Here is an 18267-nt window from a genome sequence, read left to right on the forward strand (position 1 = left end):
TCAGGGCGCGGCGCCGTCCGACTGCCACTCGCGGAAGAAGCGGATGCGTTCCGCGTGCTCGGGGTGGCTGCCGATGGCAATCGGCAGGGACACGCGTTCTTTGTCCTTGTCGCCGCTCTCTTCGCGGTCTTCGTCGTCGTCCTTGCCGCCCACTTCTGCCCCCGGCTTGTTGCGCCGCCGGCCCTTGTTCTCCACCTCGTCGCGGATGCGTTCGAAGAAGGTCGCCATCACCGCCGGCCGGATGCCGTTGGCGTGCAGCAGGCGGGCCGCGTGCGCGTCGGCGCGGCGTTCGGCGTCGCGCGAATAGGCCTGTGTGGCCAGCGTGGCCGGCACGGTGGCGAGGAAGCCGCTGGCATCACCCAGCACCACACCCACCATGGCGCTGATGAGGCTGGCGCGCACCACCATGTCGAGCCCGTCGCGGTACTGCACATGGCCGAGCTCGTGCGCCAGCACGCCGGTGATCGCGTCGGGCTGGTCTTCCAGCAACTCCACCAGCTCGTCGGTCATGACGATGTAGCCCCCCGGCAAGGCAAAGGCGTTGGGGCCGAGCATGGGCGAGGCATGAAAGCTGAGCTGCCAGCCGGGCGCATCACCCTGCGGGTGGGCGCTGTCCACCAGCGCGGCGAAGCGCTGGCGCATGGCGTCCTGCTGCGCCTGCGGCAACTCGCTCGGGCGCAGGAAGAGGCGGTCCAATTGCTGCAGGCTTTGTTGGCCGATGCGTTGTTCCAGGCCCAGCGGCACCTGCTGCGCCAGCGTCTGGCTCAGCCAGGGCACGCCCCAGAGCCAGGCCACGGTGAGGAACAGCACCGAACCGGCCAGCGCCACGCCGGTGGCGCGCCAGCTCTGCATCCAGCCGACCACGCGGCTGTCCCGCAGGCCGCTGGCCTGGGCCCAGGCGTCCCATTCGGCGGCGTTGGCGTGCTGGATCAGGCCGCCGTCGGGCAGCTCGGCCTGGCGCTGGCCGTGGGTGCGGCGCTCGGGCCAGCGCACACCTGCCAGCGGGTAACGGCGCACCTCGTCCGCCACCTGCAACAGCAGCTCACCGCCCTGCACCTGCAGCAGCACCGGGTGCGGCCGCGGCGACTGGCCGTCGAACCACAACGAGGCCAGCGGGGCCGCTGCCTCGGCCATCAAAGCCCCATGTCCATGCCGAAGAAATCGCCCGCGGCATCGCCCAGCACGCCTTGCTGCGAACGCTGCGCCTGCGCGAGCCAGCCGTCCACCGGGCCGTCCACTTCCAGCGACATGGCTTCGAGCTTCAGGCGCGCGGCACGCACCTTGGCGAAAGGCCAGAACAGGCCCAGCGTGAGCACGATCAACAACCAGTTGACCAGGGTGACGCGGAACAGGCTGCGAAAACGCAGCGTGCTGCCAAAGCGGATGCGCTCGCTGCGCGTGCCGCCCCAGAGCAGGTTCTGGAAGCGGGCACCGAAGTACGGTGCCGACACCAGCGGGATCAGCAGGTAGAACACCGCCAGCGCCACCGGCACCAGCAAGGCCACCAGCGCGCGCCGGTTGCCATCACCAACGCCGCTGAACACACTGCTGGCCAGCAGGAACACGCCCGCCGCCACCACGGCCGCACCGGCCAGGCCCACCAGCAGGCTCACGCCGCTGGTCTTGAGGAACAGGGTGTAGAAGCGGCCGGTGCCGGCGTGCAGCTGCGTGCGCTCCTGCGCAAACGCGTAACCGCCGTGCTGGTAACGCTTCATGCGCGCGAACAGCCAGGGCATCAGCAGCGTGAAGCCGATCGCCACGGCACCGACGATGATCATCGCGCGCCGTGCCTCGCCGGGCAGCATGTCATCGCCCTCCGGTACCTCGGGCAGCAGCAGCACGAACAACAACGCCGGCAGGAAAAACGGCAGCATGCTCAGGTAGGCGCCCTTGAGGTCTCCGGCAAACGACAGGCGCACGCCGCGCCAGCTGGTATTGCGCAGCCGGAACTGCAACGAGGCGCGCCAGAGCGCGGGCCACAGCACCATGAAGACCAGCAACGCGATCCAGGCCAGGCCCGGCAGGAAGTGCGACACCCCCCAGTACGCCAGGCCCAGCACCACCATCAGCAGGTAACCGCGGAACATCTTCCAGGGGTCGGCATGGAAACCGAGCGGGTCGCCGCCGACCAGGGTGTTGTTCTGGAAATAGGCGATGCGGCGTGCACGAGCAAACGGCAGGTACAGCGTGAGCGTGACGAGGGTGAGCAGCAGGTTGACGATCCAGATGCGGAAATACTCGCTGCCCGAACCGGTGAACCGGATGTCCATCGCCTGCGCGGTGCCCCGTGCATGCACCTGGTCGTGCAGCTGGTCCTGCGCCACGGTGGGCGCGAAGTCGTCCTGTTGTGCCATCCCCATCCCTCTCGAAGTTGAAAATTTTGCGCGCATCCTAGCACCCCGGCCTGCGCCCCCTGCCTTGGAAAAACCCGGCACACTGTGGCCCATGCCCGTGACCACGCCATCCGAACGCCCCAAGGCCAGCTCCCCCACTTCGCTCAGCGGCCTGTTGCCGTTCATGCGGCCCTACCGCTCCCAGATCGCGCTGGCGATGCTCTTCCTGGTGCTGGCCGCGGTGGCCACGCTGGTGTTTCCGGTGGCGCTGCGCGGCCTGATCGACAGCGGCCTGGTGCCGGGAGGCGACCGCAGCGCGCAGGCCATGGGGCTGCGTGGCCACTTCGTTGAACTCTTTGCCGTGGCGGTGGCGCTGGGTCTGTTTTCAGCGGCGCGCTTCTACCTCGTGAGCTGGCTGGGTGAACGCATCACGGCCGACCTGCGCAGCGCGGTCTACCGCCATGTGCTGCGCCAGAGCCCGCAGTTCTTCGAGACCACGCAGACCGGAGAAGTACTGTCGCGCCTGACGACCGACACCACGCTGGTGCAGACCGTGGTGGGCTCGTCGCTCTCCATGGGCCTGCGCAACGCGGTGATGGGCATCGGCGCGCTGATCATGCTGGTGTGGACCAACCCGTATGTGATGCTGCAGGTGCTGCTGATCATCCTGCTGGTGGTGCTGCCCAGCATGTGGTTCGGGCGGCGCGTGCGCAAGCTCTCGCGCGCCAGCCAGGACCGCGTGGCCGACTCCAGCGCCATCGCGGCCGAGGTGCTCAACGCCATTCCCATCGTGCAGAGCTACACCGCCGAAGAGCGCGAGGCGGTGCGCTTCCGCGACGCCACCGAAAGCGCTTTCGTCACCGCCATCCGCCGCACCAAGGCGCGCGCCGGCATGGTGGCCTTCATCATCATCAGCACCGCCGCCCTGCTGCTCTGGGGCCTGTACCAGGGCACGCAGGCGGTGCTGGCCGGCACCATCACGCCCGGTCACCTGGGGCAGACGGTGGTCTACATCATCATCCTGGCCGGTGCGGTGGGTGTGCTGGGCGAGGTGTATGGCGACCTGCTGCGCGCGGCCGGCGCGAGCGAGCGCCTGATGGAACTGCTGGCCAGCGAGTCGCCGGTGCAGTCACCGGCACGGCCGCTGCAGGCGCCGGCACCGCAAGGCGGCAGCGCCCTGCTCTTCGACGACGTCAGCTTCCACTACCCCTCGCGCCCCACGCAGGCGGCGTTGAGCGGCTTCACGCTGGACGTGGCGCCCGGGCAGACGGTGGCGCTGGTCGGCCCCAGCGGCGCCGGCAAGACCACGGTGTTCGGCCTGCTGCTGCGTTATTACGACCCTGCGCTGGGCAGCATCCGCCTCGACGGCGTGCCGATCGACCAGCTCGACCTGCACGCGCTGCGCCAGCGCATCGGCATCGTGCCGCAGGACCCGGTGATCTTCTCCAGCAGCGCGCTGGAGAACATCCGCTACGGCAAGCCGGGTGCGAGCGACGCCGAGGTGCGCGCCGCGGCAGCGGCGGCGTTTGCCGACGAGTTCATCGACCAGTTGCCCGAGGGCTACGACACCTTCCTGGGCGAGCGCGGCGTGCGCCTCTCGGGCGGGCAACGCCAGCGCATTGCCATCGCACGAGCCATGTTGAAGAACCCGCCCCTGCTGCTGCTCGACGAAGCCACCAGCGCGCTGGACGCGCAGAGCGAGCGCATGGTGCAGGCGGCGCTGGAATCGGCCATGAAAGACCGCACGACACTGGTGATTGCCCACCGCCTGGCCACCGTGCAGAAGGCCGACCGCATCGTGGTGCTCGACCATGGCCGCCTGGTGGAACAGGGCACCCACACCGAACTGGTGGCGCACGGCGGCCTGTACGCCGGGCTGGCGGCGCTGCAGTTTCAGGCTTGAGGCCCCCCTGCGCCGCTGACGCGGCCTCCCTCCCTCAGTAGCTCGCCTTCGGCGCTTCGAGGGGGGACGGCATCTCGGGCCGGCTGAGCCGGACCCTTGATGCCCCTGGACGGGGCGGCGTCCCTCCTTGTTCTGCGCCTGAAGGCGAAACCCAACTATGCATCGAATGCATGACGCAATGGCAAGCAAGCCTTGGACATTCGTGGACCGGCTCCGTAAGCTGCGGGGTGTTGGCGCAGCAGTGCATGCGCCACACACCCCAAAGGACTATTCCATGTCACAAACACCGCCCCGCCCGGCCGGCAGCGCATCCAGCGCTCCGGCCGTTTTCACGCAAGCCCTGCCCTCGTACCTCGATCCGAAGCACCTCGGCCCGTGGGGCGTCTACCTGCAGCAGGTGGACCGCGTCACGCCGTACCTCGGCCCGCTGGCGCGCTGGGTGGAGACGCTCAAGCGGCCCAAACGCACACTGATCGTGGACGTGCCGATCCAGCTCGACAACGGCACCGTCGCCCACTTCGAGGGCTACCGCGTGCAGCACAACACCTCGCGCGGCCCGGGCAAGGGCGGTGTGCGTTTCCACCAGGACGTGACGCTGTCGGAGGTGATGGCGCTGTCGGCCTGGATGTCGATCAAGAACGCGGCGGTGAACGTGCCCTACGGCGGCGCCAAGGGTGGCGTGCGCGTCGACCCGCGCCAGCTCACGCGCGGTGAACTCGAACGTGTGACGCGCCGCTACACCAGCGAGATCGGCATCATCATCGGCCCGTCCAAGGACATCCCGGCGCCGGACGTGAACACCAACGAGCAGATCATGGCCTGGATGATGGACACCTACTCGATGAACGAAGGGGCCACCGCCACCGGCGTGGTCACCGGCAAGCCGGTGGATCTGGGCGGATCGCTCGGCCGCCGCGAAGCCACCGGCCGCGGCGTGTTCACCGTGGGCGTGGAAGCGGCACGCCGCATCGGCCTGGACGTGTCCACCGCGCGCGTGGCGGTGCAGGGTTTTGGCAACGTGGGTGGTGTGGCCGGCAAGCTGTTCTCGGAGGCCGGTGCAAGAGTGGTTGCGGTGCAGGACCACGGCGGCACCATCTACCGCGAAGCCGGGCTGGACGTGCCGGCCTTGCTGGCACACGTGAAGCAGGCCGGCTCGGTGGCCGGCTTCACCGGCGCCGAGGTGCTGCCCAACGACGACTTCTGGGGCGTGCCCTGCGACATCCTGATTCCCGCCGCGCTGGAATCGCAGATCAACGAAAGCAACGCGGGCCGCATCCAGGCCCGCATGGTGATCGAAGGCGCCAACGGCCCGACCACGCCGCAGGCCGACGACATCCTGCACGAGCGCAACGTGCTGGTGCTGCCCGACGTGATCGCCAACGCCGGCGGTGTGACGGTGAGCTACTTCGAGTGGGTGCAGGATTTCTCCAGCTTCTTCTGGAGCGAGGACGAGATCAACGCCCGCCTGGTGAAGATCATGAAAGACGCCTTCGCGGCGGTCTGGCAGGTGGCCGACGAGAACAAGGTGAGCCTGCGCACGGCGACCTTCATCGTGGCCTGCAAACGCATCCTGCACGCACGCGACTTGCGCGGGTTGTACCCGTGATGCGCGCCGGCCCCGTGGCCTGACAGCGCCCGACAGAAAGCCCCGCTGGCCGGGGCTTTTTTCCGCCTGTGCAGCGCGCGAGACCAGACCTCCCGGCTACGCCGCCTCGATCCGGCTGAACACGGCCCTGGCGGCGCTCAGGCCGTTCAAGGCGGCGGGGAAGCCGGCATACACCGCCATCTGCATGATGGTCTCGACAATCTCCTCGCGCGACACCCCCACGTTCAACGCACCCTGGATGTGCACCTGCAGTTGTGGGGCGGCATTGCCCAGCGCGGTGAGTGCGGCCACCACGGCGATCTCGCGGCTCCGCAGGTCCAGCCCGGGGCGCGAGTAGATGTCGCCGAAGGGAAATTCAATCAGGTACCGCGCGAAGTCGGGCGCAATGTCGCTCAGGCTGTCCAGCACACGTTGGCCGGCATCGCCGTCAATCTCGTGCAGTTTGGCCAGCCCGCGTTCGTAGCGGTTCAAGGTCGGTGTGTTCATGTGGGGGTGCTCCGGCAGATTGAGAAACCGGCACCGGGGACCGTTCCAGCGAGCGGTAGTGTGTGATCTTGTCCTGCAAGGCTGCAACGGACAGGCGCATGGCCTCCATCTCGGCCAGCACATCCGTCAGATGCGTTTCCAGCAAGGCACGTCGATCAGACACCGTGGAGTCTCCGGCGCCACGCAGCCTGGCGAACGCCAACATCTTGCCGATGGGCATGTGCGTCGTCCTCAGGCGCAGCAGGAATTCGATCCACGCAATGTCCGCGGCGGCGTAGCGGCGCTGCCCACCGCTCGCACGGGCAATCGGCGCAATCAGTCCGATGCGTTCGTAGTAGCGCAGGGTGTCGGGCGTGAGCCCGGTGCGCCGCGCGACCGCTTCAATGCTCAGAGGGAATTCCATGGCGTGATCCTGAAGGTTGGAGCGCGCTCCAAGTCAATCACTTTCTGCACCGGGAAACAAGTGAAGCAGCAGGAATGGCGAAACGGATCACCCCTGCTCCCGCTGCGCGCGGAATCCGGCGCGCATGGCCAGGCGGGACTGCGCGCCCAGGCCGCCAGCGGCCCACCCCTACTGCAGGGTTTCCTTGATCGCCGGCACCATGGGCAGGGCGATCACCTCCACGCCCTCTTCCATCAGTTCCAGCGCTTCCTGCGGGCTGGCCTGGCCGCGGATCTGGCGCGGTTCGATTTCGCCGTGGTGCATGGCGCGGGCCTGGTCGGCAAAACGTTCGCCCACGTCTTCGGTCTGCGCCATCACCTCACGCAGGGCCTGCAGCACGCGGGCCTGCATGGCGGCGAGTTCGGGGTGCTGCGTCTGGTTGCTCATCGCCACCGTGCGCTCGCCCTGGGCGGGCGCTGCCGACGCATTCGCGTCCGGATCCTGGCGGCCGGCGCGCAGGTTCAGCCGCGGCGCCGAGAGTTTCTTCTGGATGTTCACGTCGCCGCACATCGGGCAGGACACCAGGCCACGGGCGAGCTGGCTCGTGAAGTCTTCTTCCGAGCCGAACCAGCCTTCAAAAGCATGCTGGTGTGCACATTGCAGGTTGAGCACCTTCATGCGGCAGATTCTCCCGCATCCAGCGCGGCCTCGCCGGCACGCCAGACCAGAGACCATTCGCCGCGTTGCACGTTCTGCAGCCACATGGCGCCGATCAGGGTCTTGCAATCGATCACGTCGCCCTGGAAACACCAGGCCTGCAGTTCGGCCGGGGTGGCGGCGAACACGTCGAGGAATTCACCGTCGTCGAGCCGGCGCTCGCCCAGGCTCAGGCCACGCGCGAACCAGATGTCGATGACTTCGTCGGAGTAGGCGATGGTCGGTGCAAGCCGGCCGGCAAAGGCCCACTCCTGCGCTCTGTAGCCGGTTTCTTCCAGCAGCTCACGCTGCGCGCAGGCCAAGCTGCCTTCACCGGCGTCGAGCTTGCCGGCGGGGAATTCGATCATCACCTTCTGCATCGGGTGGCGGTACTGCCGTTCGAGCACCACGCGGCCGTCGTCGAGCAGGCCGATCACCATCACCGCACCGGGGTGCAGCACGTATTCGCGGGTGGCTTCCGAGCCATCGGGCAGACGCACGGCGTCGCGCACCACGTGCAGGAAATGGCCACGCAACAGCTCGGTGCGCGACAGCGGGGTTTCTCGCAGGTGGCTGTCGTCGCTCATGTCGGGCTCAACCGCGGCGGTGGTAGAGGTAACGGTAGACGAAACCGGGGAAGGCCAGGGTGAGGAAGAGCGAGCCGGTGACGGCGTAGAACTCCCAGCCCTGCGGCGCGACCTGGCCGGCATAGTGCTCCAGCGCCACGCCGAGCGCGCCCACCAGCGCGTACCAGACCAGCAGCTCACCCACACGCATCCACAGCGTCTTGGGTGCGCGCCGCGGCCACACGGCCAGCCAGCGCTCGTTGATGAACGGCAGGTTGGCCGCGATGAAGGCGGCGATCAGCACCAGCCAGACAGAAGAGGTATGGGTCATGGAACGGTGTGTGAGCCGGTGGCCGCCGGCAAGTTCACCGGCAGCACCACGGTCTTCAGCCGAGCAGCTTGGCCACGGCCTGGGCGCAGAGCGTCATCAGGCCACCGGGCACGATGCCCAGCACCAGCACCAGCAGGCCGTTGACGGACAGCACCGAACGCGCGTCCAGGCCGCCTTCGATGCCGGCGGTCTGCGTCGGCGCGTCGAAGTACATGACCTTGACCAAGCGCAGGTAGTAGAAGGCGCCGATCAGCGACATCACCACGGCGAACACCGCCAGGCCGACGTAGAACGCGCCGCTGGAGGCCAGCAAGGCCTGCAGCACCGAGAGTTTGGCGTAGAAGCCCACCAGCGGCGGCACGCCGGCCAGCGAGAACATGCAGATTGCCATCACACCGGCGTACAGCGGGCTGCGCTGGTTCAGGCCGGCGAGGTCGCTGATGTTGTCGGACTCGAAGCCGCTGCGCGAGAGCAGCAGGATGACGCCGAAGGTGCCCAGCGTGGTCAGCACATAGGTGACCACATAGAACATCGACGAGCCGTAGGCGTTGGCCATGTTGCCGCTGTTCAGGCCATCTGCGCCCTGCACCACGCCGGCCAGCAGGCCCAGCAGCATGAAGCCCATCTGCGCGATGGTGGAGAAGGCCAGCATGCGCTTGATGTTGGTCTGCGCGATGGCGGCCAGGTTGCCCACCAGCAGCGACATGACGGCGAGCACCGCCAGCATCTGCTGCCAGTCCACCGCCAGCGGCTGCAGGCCTTCGACCAGCAGGCGGATCACGATCGCAAACGCGGCCAGCTTGGGCGCACCACCGATCATCAGCGTGATCGCCGTGGGAGCGCCGTGGTAGACGTCGGGCACCCACATGTGGAATGGCACCACGCCAAGCTTGAAGGCCAGGCCGGCCACCACGAACACCAGGCCCAGCGTGAGCACCTGCGGCGAACCCTTGAGGGCATCGTCGCCGCCGGCGATGGTGAGCATCACCTCGGTCAGGTTCAGCGAACCGGTGGCGCCGTAGACCATGGACAGGCCGTAGAGCAGGAAACCGCTGGCCAGTGCGCCCAGCACGAAGTACTTCATGGCCGCCTCGATGGCGTTCACGTCGTCGCGGCGCAGCGCCACCAGGGCGTAGCTGGACAGCGTAAGCAGTTCCAGGCCGAGATAGATCACCAGGAAGTGGTGGCCCGAGATCATGACGAACATGCCCAGCAGCGCGAACATGCCCAGCGTGAACAGCTCGCCGCCACGCATCATGTCGCGCTGGCCGGAGTAGGCGCGGGAGTAGACCAGCGTGACCATCATGGCGATGGCGGCGAAACACTTGAGCCAGTTGCCCATGGGGTCGCTGACGATCATGCCGCCGAAGCCGTAGACGGTGTTGCCCGAGCTCGCGGCCAGGCCCTGCAGCGCCGCGACCACGGCGAGCGTGGCCATCGTCAGGCCGTAGGTGACGCCGCGCAGCGGCGTCTTTACCGCCAGATCGACCAGCGCGATCACGCAGGCCATGGTCAGCAAAAGGATTTCTGGGTAAGCCGCGACCCAGCTGAGCTTGTCAATCATGTGAGCGTTCTCTTGTGTAGCGTGGTGCCCGGCAGGCTCATCAGTTCAGTTTGGAGATGGCGACGTGGCGCAGCAGCTCGGCCACGGAAGCGTCCATCACGTCGGTGAAGGGCTTGGGGTAGACGCCCATGTAGAGCACCGCGAAAGCCAGCACGCCCAGCACCAGGAACTCGCGCTTGTTGATGTCGAGCAGTGCCTTGACGTTGTCGTTGCCGACCGCACCCAGGTACACGCGCTTGAACATCCAGAGCGAATAGGCGGCGCCGAAGATCAGCGCGGTGGCGGCCAGCAGGCCGATCCAGAAGTTGGCCTTGACCGCGGCCAGGATCACCATCCACTCACCAACGAAACCGGCGGTGCCCGGCAGGCCGCAGTTGGCCATGGTGAACAGCAGCGCAAAGGCGGCGAACTTGGGCATGGTGTTGACCACGCCGCCGTAGTCGGCAATTTCACGCGAGTGCACGCGGTCGTACAGCACGCCGATGCCCAGGAACATGGCAGCCGAGACGAAACCGTGGGCGATCATCTGCACGATGGCGCCGGACACGCCGAGGTCGCTGAAGACGAAGAAGCCGAGCGTGACGAAGCCCATGTGGGCGACCGACGAATAGGCCACCAGCTTCTTCATGTCCTGCTGCACCATGGCCACCAGGCCGACATAGATCACCGCCACCAGCGACAGCGTGATCATCAGCCAGGCCCACTCTTGCGAGGCGTCAGGGAGGATGGGCAGCGAGAAGCGCAGGAAACCGTAGGCGCCGAGCTTGAGCATGATGGCCGCCAGCACCGCCGAGCCGCCGGTGGGCGCTTCCACGTGCACGTCGGGCAGCCAGGTGTGCACCGGCCACATCGGCACCTTGACCGCGAAGGCGGCGAAGAAGGCGAAGAAGAGCAGCGTCTGTTCGGTGCTGCCCAGCGGCAGCTTGTACCAGTCGGCCAGCGCGAAGCTGCCGCCGGACTGGGTGTACAGGTAGATCAGCGCCACCAGCATCAGCAGCGAGCCGAGCAGCGTGTAGAGGAAGAACTTGAAGGCGGCGTAGATCTTGTTCGGGCCGCCCCAGATGCCGATGATGAGGTACATCGGGATCAGCGTGGCTTCGAAGAAGACGTAGAACAGCATCGCGTCCTGCGCGCTGAAGACACCGATCATCAGACCCGAGAGGATCATGAAGGCGCCCATGTACTGGTTCACGCGCGAGGTGATCGACTCCCAGCTGGCCACCACCACCACCACGTTGATGAAGGCGGTCAGCAGCACCAGCCAGAGCGAGATGCCGTCCACGCCCAGGTGGTAGTGGATGTTGAAGCGGTCGATCCAGGCGCTCTTCTCGACGAACTGCAGCGCAGCCGTGCCGAGTTCGAAGCCGGTGTACAGCGGCACCGTGACCGCCAGGCTGACGATGGCACCCACCAGGGCGATCCAGCGCACCGCCTGGGCCTGATCGTCACGGCCCAGCGCCAGCAGCACGACGCCGAAGAAGATCGGCGTCCAGATTGCAAGGCTCAGCAAACCCATCTTGTTATCCCTCTTCTTATTTGGCGAGCCAGACGAAATACGTCATGAACAGCAACACGCCCACGATCATCATCAGCGCGTAGTGGTACAGGTAACCGGTCTGGGCGCGGCGCACCCAGCCCGAGACCAGGCCGACCAGCTTCCAGCTGGCGTTGACCACGCCGCCTTCGATCACGCCACGGTCGCCACCCTTCCAGAGGCCGGTGCCCAGGGCGCGCGCGCCGCGGGCCAGCACGTTTTCGTTGAACCAGTCCAGGTAGTACTTGTTCTCCAGCACCACCACCAGCGGGCGCAGTGCGCGCGCAATGGCCGCCGGCACCGCCGGGTTGACCAGGTACATGTACCAGGCCGCCACCGCACCGGCGACCACCAGGTACAGCACCGGCGTGTACAGCGAGTGCAACGCCATGGCCACCGGGCCGTGGAAGCTTTCCGCGAACTCGGCAAAGGCCGGGTGCGCGGCGCTGTTGAGGGTGATGGCGTCCGTCAGGAAGTCACCGAACAGCATCGGTTCGATGGTGATGAAGCCGATCACCACCGACGGAATTGCCAGCAGCAGCAGCGGCACCGTCACCACCCAGGGCGACTCGTGCGGCTTGCCGTCGCCATGGTGGCCGTGGTCGTCGCCATGCGCGTGGTGGTGGTCGTGGTGCGCGTCCGGGTTCTGGTCGTAGCGCTCCTTGCCATGGAACACCAGGAAGTACAGGCGGAACGAATAGAAAGAGGTGACGAAGACACCGGCCATCACGGCGAAGTAGGCGAAGCCCGCGCCCGGCAGGTTGCTGGCGTGCACCACTTCGATGATGCTGTCCTTGGAGTAGAACCCGGCGAACAGCGGCGTGCCGACCAGTGCCAGCGTGCCCAGCAGCGAGGTGATCCAGGTGATGGGCATGTACTTGCGCACGTTGCCCATCCAGCGGATGTCCTGGTTGTGGTGCAGGCCCATGATGACCGAGCCGGCGGCGAGGAACAGCAGCGCCTTGAAGAAGGCGTGCGTCATCAGGTGGAACACCGCCACGGAGTAGGCCGAGGCACCCAGCGCCACCGTCATGTAGCCCAGCTGCGAGAGCGTGGAGTACGCGACCACGCGCTTGATGTCGTTCTGGATGATGCCCAGGAAGCCCATGAACAGCGCGGTGATGGCGCCGATGACCAGGATGAAGTTGAGCGCCGTGTCCGACAGTTCGAACAGCGGCGACATGCGCGCCACCATGAAGATGCCGGCGGTCACCATGGTTGCCGCGTGGATCAGCGCCGAGATCGGGGTCGGGCCTTCCATGGAGTCGGGCAGCCAGACGTGCAGCGGGAACTGCGCGCTCTTGCCCATGGCGCCGATGAACAGGCAGATGCAGATCACGGTGATCAGCATCCATTCGGTGCCGGGGAAGCCGAGCGTGCCGAGTTCGGGCGCCTTGGCGAACACCTCGGTGTAGTTCAGCGTGCCGGCATAGGCCACGATCAGGCCGATGCCGAGGATGAAGCCGAAGTCACCCACGCGGTTGACCAGGAAGGCCTTCATGTTGGCGAAGATCGCCGTTGGCTTGTTGAACCAGAAACCGATCAGCAGGTAGGACACCAGGCCCACAGCTTCCCAGCCGAAGAACAGCTGAAGCAGGTTGTTGGCCATCACCAGCATCAGCATGGAGAAGGTGAACAGCGAGATGTAGGCGAAGAAGCGGTTGTAGCCCTCGTCCTCTTCCATGTAGCCGATGGTGTAGATGTGCACCATGAGCGAGACGAAGGTGACGACCACCATCATCATCGCGGTCAGGCCGTCGACCAGGAAACCGATCTCCATCTTCAGGCCACCCACCACCATCCAGGTGTAGAGGGTTTCATTGAAACGCGCGCCATCCACGGCCACGCTCTTGAGCGTCATGGCCGACAGGATGAAAGCCACCAGCACGCCCAGGATGGTGAAGGTGTGCGAGGCGCGGCGGCCGATGACGTTGCCGCCGAAGGTGGTGCCCAGAATGCCGGCGATCGCAGCGCCCACCAGGGGAGCCAGCGGAACGGCGAGCAGGGTGCTTGCAGAAAGGGTGGTGCTCATGGGGTTCTTGCCTGAGTTCTCGTGTGGGGTGGCTCTGGCCTCAACCCTTGAGGGTGTTGAGTTCTTCGACGCTGATCGACGGTTTGTTGCGGAACAGCAGCACCAGAATGGCCAGACCGATCGCCGATTCGGCGGCAGCCACGGTCAGGATGAAAAACACGAAGACCTGGCCGTTCATGTCGCCCAGGAAGTGCGAGAAGGCCACGAAGTTCATGTTGACGGCCAGCAGCATCAGCTCGATGGCCATCAGCAGAACGATCAGGTTCTTGCGGTTGAGGAAGATGCCCACGACGGAGATCGCGAACAGGATCGCGCCGACGGCGAGGAAATGGCCCAGGGTGACGCTCATGGCTTCTTGGCCTCCTCGACCGGTGCAGCTTCAACGACGGCAGGTGGCGCCTTGCGGGTGGGTGCCATGGGCACCACCACCAGGCGTTGGTGGGCGCGCACGTGCACCTGCAGGGCGGGGTTGATGGCCTTGCTGTCCTTGCGGTGGCGCAGGGTCAGGGCGATGGCGGCGATCATCGCCACCAGCAGGATCACCGCGGCCACTTCAATCGGGTACAGGTATTCGGTGTAGAGCAGCACGCCCAGCTCACGCGTATTGGAGTAGTTGGCGGCATTGGTGCCGACACCGGCTACGTCCGCCGCGGCTTCCAGCGAGGGGAAACCGGCCCACAGCACGGCGATCAGCTCGGCCGCCACCAGGCCACCCAGCAGGGCCGCCAGCGGAAAGTGTTTCCAGAAACCCAGGCGCACGGTGTCGAGATTGATGTCGAGCATCATGACCACGAACAGGAACAGCACCATCACCGCCCCCAGGTACACCAGCACCAGGGTGATGCCCAGGAACTCGGCCTTCAGCAGCAGCCAGAGCGCCGCGGCCTGCGAGAACGCAAGCATCAGGAACAGCACGGCATGCACCGGGTTGCGCGCGGTGATCACGCGGTAGCCTGCAAAAAGCAGCACCGCAGCGAACAGGTAAAAAAAGCCGGTCTGGTAATCCATGGCGTCGTGGTTCTTGTGTCGTCGGGTCCGGCCGAAACGGGTCGGCCGTGCTCAGCGGTAAGGGGCGTCGGACGCCCGGGCGGCGGCGATCTCGGTCTCGTAGCGGTCACCCACGGCCAGCAGCATTTCCTTGGTGAAGTACAGGTCACCGCGCTTCTCGCCGTGGTACTCGAAAACGTGCGTCTCGACGATGGAATCGACCGGGCAGCTCTCTTCGCAGAAGCCGCAGAAGATGCACTTGGTCAGATCGATGTCGTAGCGCGTGGTGCGGCGCGAACCGTCGTCGCGCACGTCCGACTCGATGGTGATGGCCATCGCAGGGCAGACGGCTTCGCACAGCTTGCAGGCGATGCAGCGCTCTTCGCCGTTTTCATAACGGCGCAGCGCGTGCAGGCCACGGAAACGCGGCGACAGCGGCGTCTTTTCTTCCGGGAACTGCACCGTCACCTTGCGCTTGAAAGCGTAGCGGCCGGTCAGGGCCATGCCCTTGAACAGCTCCACCAGCAGGAAGCTGTTGAAGAAGTCGCGGAAGGAGAACGGGGCCACGCTGGCGGGCGTGGCGGCGGGGGAAACGGTGGTCGTGGACATGGTCTTGCGCCTGGCTTATTTCCAGATGTTCCATGGCGTCTGCATGAACGCGCCCACCAGGAGCAGCCAGATCAGCGTGACGGGGATGAAGATCTTCCAGCCCAGACGCATGATCTGGTCGTAGCGGAAGCGCGGGAAAGTGGCGCGGATCCAGATGAACATGGACACCACGACGAAGGTCTTGAGACCCAGCCAGATCCAGCCCGGGATGAAGTCGAGCACGGCGAACGGCGACAGCCATCCACCCAGGAACATCAACACGGCCAGCACCGAGACCAGCCACATGCTGGCGTATTCGGCCAGGAAGAAGATCGCGAAGCCCATGCCCGAGTACTCGACCATGTGGCCGGCCACGATTTCGGCTTCACCTTCAACCACGTCGAACGGGTGGCGGTTGGTTTCGGCCACGCCGGAGATCAGGTAGACGAAGAAGATCGGCAGCAGCGGCAGCCAGTTCCACGACAGGATGCCCACGCCATGCGCGGCGGCCATGCCGCGGCCCTGCGAGGCCACGATCTCACCCAGGTGCAGGCTGCCCGAGACCATCACCACCACCAGGAAGCAGAAACCGATGGCGATTTCGTAGCTCACCATCTGTGCCGAGGCGCGCAGCGCGCCCAGGAAGGCGTACTTGGAGTTGGACGCCCAGCCCGCGATGATCACGCCATAGACCTCGATCGAGGTGATCGCCAGGATCACCAGCAGGCCGGCGTTCACGTTGGCAATGATGGCTTCGGGGCCGAAGGGGATTGCCACCCAAGCCGCCAGTGCCGGCATGATCGCCATGATGGGGCCGAGGCGGAACAGGCCGTTGCTCGCCGCGCTGGGGCGGATCATTTCCTTGGTCAGCAGCTTGAGCGCGTCGGCGATCGGCTGCAGCAGGCCGAAGGGGCCCACGCGGTTGGGTCCGTGGCGCACCTGGATCCAGCCGAGCAGCTTGCGCTCCCACAGCGTGAGGTAAGCCACTGCACCCATCAGCGGTGCGAGCACCAGCACGATCTTGAGCAGGTTCCAGATGACGGGCCAGGCACCGGTAACCCACCAGTCGGCGGCAATCAGGCCGAGGCCGCCGTTGTACATCGCATCGATCACGCGGAGACTCCTTCCACGGCTGGCGCAGCTGCGGCTGCAGCGGCGCGCGCATCGGCGGTCAGCTGCAACGCAGGCGAGCGTCGCACCAGACCATCGAGCTGGTAGATGCTGGCCACGCAGGGCTCGGTGTTGGCCAGCGTGGTGTCGATGGTGGCGCTGCCGGCATTGGACAGGCGCGCGGCATCCACCAGGCTGCCGTTGGCGACGCCCGGCAAGGCGGCGGCCAACACGGCTTGCGAAGAGTCTGCGTCAAAGCCCGGCAGTTCGAGCAGGTTGCCGAGCACGCGCAGCACTTTCCAGGCCGGACGCGTATCACCCAGCGGGCGCACGACGGCGTGGAAGCCTTGCAGGCGGCCTTCGGCGTTCACGAAGGAACCCGAGGTTTCGGTGAACGGGGCGATCGGCAGCAGCACGTCGCTCACGTCCAGGTTGGTCTTGAACGGGCTCAGCGTGACCACCATGCCGGCCGGTGCAACGTTCAGTGCACCAGCGGCGGAGTCGTGGCCGGGTTCGGTGTTGAGCAGCAGCGCGGCATGCAGGCCGCCAGACAGCATCTGGCCGGCGTTCAGGCCGCCCTGCCCTGGCACGGCGTTGACGAGCTGGGCGCCGACGGTGTTGGCCGCTTCGCTCAGGTAACCGACGCTGGCGCCGGTCTGCTGGCCGATCCAGTTGGCCAGCGACAGCAGGCTGCTCGCCTGTGCGTGGTGCGCGGCGGCGTTGCCGAGCAGGATGGCTTTCTGTTCACCACCAAGCAGGGACTTGGCGATGGCGCGCTGGGCGTCGTTCACCTCGGCCTGGGCCGGTGCGGCAACGCCAGCTTCGGCGGCCACGGCCGCGGCAATGCCGGCCAGTGCCGACACCCATTGGCGGCTGTCGGCCAGCACGGTGTTCTTCACCGGCATGGCCCAGTCTTGCGCCACGGCGTTGAGCACGTTGACCTGGCCGCCCTTGCGTTGTGCCTGGCGGATGCGCTGCGCGAACAGCGGGTGGTCCTTGCGCAGGTTGGAACCCACCACCAGCACGCGCTGCAGGCTGGACAGGCTGGCGATCGGCTGGCCGAGCCAGCGCGCCGTGCCGGCGGCAGCGGTGTTGGAGAAGTCGGCGTGGCGCAGGCGGCTGTCGATGTTCTGGCTGCCCAGACCACGCACCAGGGCACCGGCCAGGGCCAGTTCTTCCAGCGTGCTGTGCGGGCTGGCCAGCAGGCCGATGGCGGCGGCGCCGCGTTCGGTCTTGATCTGGCGCAGGCCGTTGGCCACGTATTCCAGGGCGGTCTGCCAGTCAACCGTCTTCCACTCACCGCCCTGCTTGAGCATGGGTGAGGTCAGGCGTTCTTCGCTGTTGACGGCTTCGTACGAAAAGCGGTCGCGGTCGGCGATCCAGCACTCGTTGACGGCTTCGTTCTCCAGCGGCACCACGCGCATGACCTTGTGGTTCTTCACCTGCACGATCAGGTTGGCTCCGGTGGAATCGTGCGGACTCACGCTCTTGCGACGCGACAGTTCCCAGGTGCGGGCGCTGTAGCGGAAGGGCTTGCTGGTGAGCGCGCCGACCGGGCAGATGTCGATCATGTTGCCCGACAGCTCGGAGTCCACCGTGTCACCGATGAAGGTTTCGATCTCGGCGTGTTCGCCGCGGTGCGACATGCCCAGCTCCATCACGCCGGCCACTTCCTGGCCGAAGCGCACGCAGCGGGTGCAGTGGATGCAGCGGCTCATCTCTTCCATCGAGATCAGCGGGCCCACGTCCTTGTGGAACACCACGCGTTTTTCTTCTTCGTAACGCGAACCGGAGCTGCCATAACCCACGGCCAGATCCTGCAGTTGGCATTCGCCGCCCTGGTCGCAGATCGGGCAGTCCAGCGGGTGGTTGATGAGCAGGAACTCCATCACCGACTGCTGAGCCTTGATCGCCTTGTCGCTCTTGGTGCGCACGATCATGCCCTGCGTGACGGGCGTGGCGCAGGCCGGCATGGGCTTGGGCGCCTTCTCCACGTCGACCAGGCACATGCGGCAGTTGGCCGCGATGGACAGCTTCTTGTGATAGCAGAAGTGCGGAATGTAGGTGCCGGCCTTCTCGGCCGCATGCATCACCATGCTGCCCGGGGGCACTTCCACCTTCTTGCCGTCGAGTTCGATTTCAACCATGG

At 66.3% G+C, this 18267-nt stretch carries 17 protein-coding genes; 2 read left to right on the plus strand and 15 right to left on the minus strand.

The genetic code is table 11. The features are described from left to right. Positions 1 to 1134, minus strand: a complete 1134-nt coding sequence (locus HPA01S_RS12350) for a M48 family metallopeptidase (RefSeq protein WP_066270356.1) — start codon at positions 1132 to 1134, stop codon at positions 1 to 3. After that, entirely contained in the window at positions 1134 to 2354 is a 1221-nt protein-coding gene (locus HPA01S_RS12355; protein WP_066270357.1) for a YjgN family protein, read from the minus strand. Before HPA01S_RS12355 ends, HPA01S_RS12350 begins: the two co-directional genes overlap by 1 nt. 91 nt (positions 2355 to 2445) lie before the next feature. On the opposite strand from HPA01S_RS12355, the gene HPA01S_RS12360 reads away from it, so the two are divergent. Both HPA01S_RS12360 and HPA01S_RS12365 read left to right on the plus strand, forming a co-directional pair. After that, the gene (locus tag HPA01S_RS12360) at positions 2446 to 4236 is read left to right on the plus strand and encodes an ABC transporter transmembrane domain-containing protein (RefSeq protein ID WP_066270359.1); all 1791 of its coding nucleotides are present in this window, start codon (positions 2446 to 2448) and stop codon (positions 4234 to 4236) included. Between the two features lie 274 nt (positions 4237 to 4510). After that, on the plus strand, positions 4511 to 5842 hold the full coding sequence (locus HPA01S_RS12365) for a Glu/Leu/Phe/Val family dehydrogenase (protein WP_066270361.1): 1332 nt from the start codon (positions 4511 to 4513) through the stop codon (positions 5840 to 5842). Positions 5843 to 5938: 96 nt separating this feature from the next. Here HPA01S_RS12365 and HPA01S_RS12370 read toward each other — a convergent pair whose 3' ends face one another. The 13 genes from HPA01S_RS12370 to nuoG all read right to left on the minus strand — a co-directional run bounded on the left by HPA01S_RS12370 (position 5939) and on the right by nuoG (position 18265). Next, on the minus strand, positions 5939 to 6328 hold the full coding sequence (locus tag HPA01S_RS12370; protein WP_066270362.1) for a carboxymuconolactone decarboxylase family protein: 390 nt from the start codon (positions 6326 to 6328) through the stop codon (positions 5939 to 5941). After that, positions 6270 to 6731, minus strand: a complete 462-nt coding sequence (locus HPA01S_RS12375) for a MerR family transcriptional regulator (RefSeq protein WP_066270363.1) — start codon at positions 6729 to 6731, stop codon at positions 6270 to 6272. The genes HPA01S_RS12370 and HPA01S_RS12375 overlap by 59 nt, the downstream gene beginning before the upstream one ends. Before the next feature lie 168 nt (positions 6732 to 6899). Continuing rightward, complete coding sequence (locus HPA01S_RS12380; RefSeq protein WP_066270364.1) at positions 6900 to 7388, minus strand: DUF1178 family protein; 489 nt, start codon at positions 7386 to 7388, stop codon at positions 6900 to 6902. After that, entirely contained in the window at positions 7385 to 7993 is a 609-nt protein-coding gene (locus HPA01S_RS12385) for an NUDIX domain-containing protein (RefSeq protein ID WP_066270366.1), read from the minus strand. Before HPA01S_RS12385 ends, HPA01S_RS12380 begins: the two co-directional genes overlap by 4 nt. 7 nt (positions 7994 to 8000) lie before the next feature. Further along, the gene (locus tag HPA01S_RS12390) at positions 8001 to 8303 is read right to left on the minus strand and encodes a DUF2818 family protein (protein ID WP_066270368.1); all 303 of its coding nucleotides are present in this window, start codon (positions 8301 to 8303) and stop codon (positions 8001 to 8003) included. A gap of 55 nt (positions 8304 to 8358) precedes the next feature. After that, positions 8359 to 9867, minus strand: a complete 1509-nt coding sequence (gene nuoN / locus HPA01S_RS12395) for an NADH-quinone oxidoreductase subunit NuoN (protein ID WP_066270370.1) — start codon at positions 9865 to 9867, stop codon at positions 8359 to 8361. A 40-nt stretch (positions 9868 to 9907) separates the two neighbouring features. Continuing rightward, positions 9908 to 11383, minus strand: a complete 1476-nt coding sequence (locus HPA01S_RS12400) for an NADH-quinone oxidoreductase subunit M (RefSeq protein WP_066270372.1) — start codon at positions 11381 to 11383, stop codon at positions 9908 to 9910. Between the two features lie 16 nt (positions 11384 to 11399). Next, positions 11400 to 13433 (minus strand): NADH-quinone oxidoreductase subunit L, encoded by a 2034-nt coding sequence (gene nuoL / locus HPA01S_RS12405; RefSeq protein ID WP_066270374.1) that lies wholly within the window; start codon positions 13431 to 13433, stop codon positions 11400 to 11402. Positions 13434 to 13473: 40 nt separating this feature from the next. Further along, a complete protein-coding gene (gene nuoK, locus HPA01S_RS12410) occupies positions 13474 to 13782 on the minus strand; it encodes an NADH-quinone oxidoreductase subunit NuoK (protein ID WP_066270376.1) in 309 nt (102 codons plus the stop codon). Next, positions 13779 to 14441 (minus strand): NADH-quinone oxidoreductase subunit J, encoded by a 663-nt coding sequence (locus tag HPA01S_RS12415; protein ID WP_066270377.1) that lies wholly within the window; start codon positions 14439 to 14441, stop codon positions 13779 to 13781. Before HPA01S_RS12415 ends, nuoK begins: the two co-directional genes overlap by 4 nt. 51 nt (positions 14442 to 14492) lie before the next feature. Continuing rightward, positions 14493 to 15029 (minus strand): NADH-quinone oxidoreductase subunit NuoI, encoded by a 537-nt coding sequence (nuoI, locus tag HPA01S_RS12420; RefSeq protein ID WP_066270378.1) that lies wholly within the window; start codon positions 15027 to 15029, stop codon positions 14493 to 14495. Between the two features lie 15 nt (positions 15030 to 15044). Then, a complete protein-coding gene (gene nuoH, locus HPA01S_RS12425) occupies positions 15045 to 16121 on the minus strand; it encodes an NADH-quinone oxidoreductase subunit NuoH (protein ID WP_066270380.1) in 1077 nt (358 codons plus the stop codon). Further along, positions 16118 to 18265, minus strand: a complete 2148-nt coding sequence (nuoG, locus tag HPA01S_RS12430) for an NADH-quinone oxidoreductase subunit NuoG (RefSeq protein WP_066270382.1) — start codon at positions 18263 to 18265, stop codon at positions 16118 to 16120. Before nuoG ends, nuoH begins: the two co-directional genes overlap by 4 nt. Positions 18266 to 18267: the final 2 nt, after the last annotated feature.

The sequence above is a fragment of the Hydrogenophaga palleronii NBRC 102513 genome (genome assembly GCF_001571225.1).
In the GTDB taxonomy this organism is placed as follows: Bacteria; Pseudomonadota; Gammaproteobacteria; order Burkholderiales; family Burkholderiaceae_C; genus Hydrogenophaga; species Hydrogenophaga palleronii.

Excerpts from the sequence above, each read along its gene's own strand:
- HPA01S_RS12370 (WP_066270362.1), bottom strand. The coding sequence starts at position 6,328 with ATGAACACACCGACCTTGAACCGCTACGAACGCGGGCTGGCCAAACTG.
- HPA01S_RS12355 (WP_066270357.1), bottom strand. The coding sequence starts at position 2,354 with ATGGCACAACAGGACGACTTCGCGCCCACCGTGGCGCAGGACCAGCTG.
- HPA01S_RS12360 (WP_066270359.1), top strand. The coding sequence starts at position 2,446 with ATGCCCGTGACCACGCCATCCGAACGCCCCAAGGCCAGCTCCCCCACT.
- nuoI (WP_066270378.1), bottom strand. The coding sequence starts at position 15,029 with ATGTCCACGACCACCGTTTCCCCCGCCGCCACGCCCGCCAGCGTGGCC.
- HPA01S_RS12350 (WP_066270356.1), bottom strand. The coding sequence starts at position 1,134 with ATGGCCGAGGCAGCGGCCCCGCTGGCCTCGTTGTGGTTCGACGGCCAG.
- HPA01S_RS12380 (WP_066270364.1), bottom strand. The coding sequence starts at position 7,388 with ATGAAGGTGCTCAACCTGCAATGTGCACACCAGCATGCTTTTGAAGGC.
- HPA01S_RS12385 (WP_066270366.1), bottom strand. The coding sequence starts at position 7,993 with ATGAGCGACGACAGCCACCTGCGAGAAACCCCGCTGTCGCGCACCGAG.
- nuoL (WP_066270374.1), bottom strand. The coding sequence starts at position 13,433 with ATGAGCACCACCCTTTCTGCAAGCACCCTGCTCGCCGTTCCGCTGGCT.
- HPA01S_RS12365 (WP_066270361.1), top strand. The coding sequence starts at position 4,511 with ATGTCACAAACACCGCCCCGCCCGGCCGGCAGCGCATCCAGCGCTCCG.
- HPA01S_RS12415 (WP_066270377.1), bottom strand. The coding sequence starts at position 14,441 with ATGGATTACCAGACCGGCTTTTTTTACCTGTTCGCTGCGGTGCTGCTT.
- nuoK (WP_066270376.1), bottom strand. The coding sequence starts at position 13,782 with ATGAGCGTCACCCTGGGCCATTTCCTCGCCGTCGGCGCGATCCTGTTC.
- HPA01S_RS12375 (WP_066270363.1), bottom strand. The coding sequence starts at position 6,731 with ATGGAATTCCCTCTGAGCATTGAAGCGGTCGCGCGGCGCACCGGGCTC.
- nuoN (WP_066270370.1), bottom strand. The coding sequence starts at position 9,867 with ATGATTGACAAGCTCAGCTGGGTCGCGGCTTACCCAGAAATCCTTTTG.
- HPA01S_RS12390 (WP_066270368.1), bottom strand. The coding sequence starts at position 8,303 with ATGACCCATACCTCTTCTGTCTGGCTGGTGCTGATCGCCGCCTTCATC.
- nuoG (WP_066270382.1), bottom strand. The coding sequence starts at position 18,265 with ATGGTTGAAATCGAACTCGACGGCAAGAAGGTGGAAGTGCCCCCGGGC.
- HPA01S_RS12400 (WP_066270372.1), bottom strand. The coding sequence starts at position 11,383 with ATGGGTTTGCTGAGCCTTGCAATCTGGACGCCGATCTTCTTCGGCGTC.